Here is a 2,264-nt window from a genome sequence, read left to right as displayed (position 1 = left end):
CACACAGCCACATCAAACACTGGCCAGCTTGCTGGCTCTCCTGTTAGCTCATGCACCCGCTCAGCCACGCCCCTCTGCTGCAAGAGGGCACAGGGATCCACAAAGCTCCCTTCCCCATACAGCTCCAGGCGTGGCAAGTCCAGCAAATCAGCAGCAATCACCCCAGGACAGCCGCGGCTGAGAAACACCTTGAGCCGCTCTTGCACCCGATGCAGCTCTTGCACAGGCTCATACACAGCCAGGCGGGTGTCTATCAGGTGAGAGTTAGCCGTGCTGACAAAGTGACGCACCTCGGAACGAGGCGAGTAGCGGAAGGGTTCGGGCAGCTCTCCGCCAAACACCCAGTCCAGCAGATTCTGGATGCGGTGGCGGGGGTGCCACTGTTTGTCGAAGGCTTGGTAGGCGCGGCGGGCAATCTCGATGGCTTCTTGTGGATGGTCGAGGTAGTAGCGAACCTTTTCCAAAAGTTCGTCTTCGGAGTCGTAGGTGTCGCAGTAGGTTCCCGGCACCAGCAGCTCGTCGAAGCCCGAGGCAAAAGAAAGACGGTCTGTCAACAAAAAGCCACCTGCTGAGATCACTTCCAGGTTGCGGAGATTGAGATCCGCATTTTGGCTACAGTTAAACGAAATCAGCGAGTTGGCAAAGCGTTCGGCTGCTTCTATGCGATTGGCAGCTTTGATGAGGATAGGCAAATCCGCTTCCTTCAAAGCCTGCACAAGTCGGGAGCGTCTGGGGTGCCGAGAGCCTTGCTGGCCAATGAAGACAATTTGGTTTTCTCTCACTTCTACCCACTCGTGGGCGACAGGGCGCATGGAGATAAGGGGCAACCAGGCCAGGTTTTCCACACCTGCTGCAGCAAACCAGTGCAGGTGATGGCGGTTGTAGGCGGTGGCCACGTAATCAAAGCCTTCGGTAGCCCAGTAGGCTAGGAGGTGATTGATGGGGAACTCCCAATGGTGAGTATCGCCAGCCAGCAGGACAGTCGGGCAGCCAAACTTCTTGGTATTAAAAGGATTACTCGAGTCGAAGCTAGAAGTCCAAATAACAACTAAGTCAAATTCCTTATCTGCAATCTGCTCAGACTGCTGTACGAAGCCGTAGAGGTCATAATCTCCTTCTGGGCACTCCACTAGGCCGCCGGTGAAGTTGACAAAGCCTAACCCAAATCCCTTCGCTCTTGCCTTGGGACAAAGGGTTACCTGCCGGTCTGAAAGCAGAGGGGGCGGGATGTAGTCGGGTGGAGCTGGCCAGTTGAGAAGAATACGCGGAGCTGCGGCCTTGGTACCCTTCATTTTTTGATCCTTCGCTCGGGCAGTCCGTAGGAGCTTAGCAGTCCTAGGTTATGAAACGGTTATAAAGCCAGCTCTACTCCTCAGGGATCCGTCAAAACCCTTGTTTAGCCCGTCCCTGCAGCTTTCTAGAGCTGGATCGATAACTGGCAACCCTAGCTTGCCCTGGAAGTCAGGCTAAAGAAGAAGGGATCCCTTGACCCTCTATTAGGATAGGCCATGGGCAGCCCCGCCGTTGATAGGCCGGATCTGGCCTACCTACCCAAGCGGCCACCTGCCGAGGTCAAGTAGGAGCAACGACGAGCAGAGCACCTGGCCCAAAAGCTGCGGGAACTAGGGGTGAATCCGGGTACATTAGGCTAGAGAGAACGAAACGCCAGGGATCCCTTCCATGCAGTGCCAAGACCTTGCTCAGGAGCTGGCTTCGGAGCTGGAGCAAGTCGGGAGTCTCGCTCAGCTATTAGACTGGGCTCTAGGTCGCATGCCTGAACAGCAGATCTTTTGTCAGATCGGCTGGGAAGACTCAGGAGCTGTGCTAGAGGCAATGGTTCGCCACTCGGAAAAGTTAGCAGTAATTCTACGGGATCCGCTCCAGAATTCTTCTAAAAAATTGCCCAGCACGGAAGATCTCCAAGCCCAGATCCTTCGGCTAGGGTTAGAAGAACGGGTTTTGCTGCTCGAAGGATTCATCCCCGCTCTTCTGGCAGATTTGGGGGAAGGGTTTCCCGATAGCCGAATTGGCGTTTGCTTCTGGGCGGAGCTTGTTGACTATCGCACCCATTTGCTCCAGTCTCTGCTTCTGCGGGATTACCTGGCTGAGCCGGCCCTGTACTTGGTCGATCACTGCCGCTACGGATCCCTTGCCCAATCGACCTTAGACTTGATGGGAGTGGATCCCGCTTTTCATCTGCAAAAAGCTTTTCCCAAGCTCAGCCAAGGGATCCATCTCTTGAGCTGGGATCCCCAACACAGAGC

General features: G+C 55.3%; 1 protein-coding gene and 1 pseudogene. One reads left to right on the top strand and one right to left on the bottom strand.

Annotated features, from left to right (window positions below; all coding sequences use genetic code 11):
• On the bottom strand, positions 1-1,292 hold a 1,292-nt coding region (locus tag NW858_RS12040), incomplete at its 3' end, for a glycosyltransferase (protein ID WP_414520594.1).
• A 478-nt stretch (positions 1,293-1,770) separates the two neighbouring features.
• On the opposite strand from NW858_RS12040, the pseudogene NW858_RS12035 reads away from it, so the two are divergent.
• A pseudogene (locus tag NW858_RS12035) lies at positions 1,771-2,264 on the top strand (hypothetical protein); the annotation flags it as partial.

The organism is Synechococcus sp. H55.10 (assembly GCF_047502715.1).
GTDB lineage: Bacteria > Cyanobacteriota > Cyanobacteriia > Thermostichales > Thermostichaceae > Thermostichus.
Note: the sequence above shows the minus strand (reverse complement) of the source record. Positions and strands in the feature narration are given on the sequence as shown.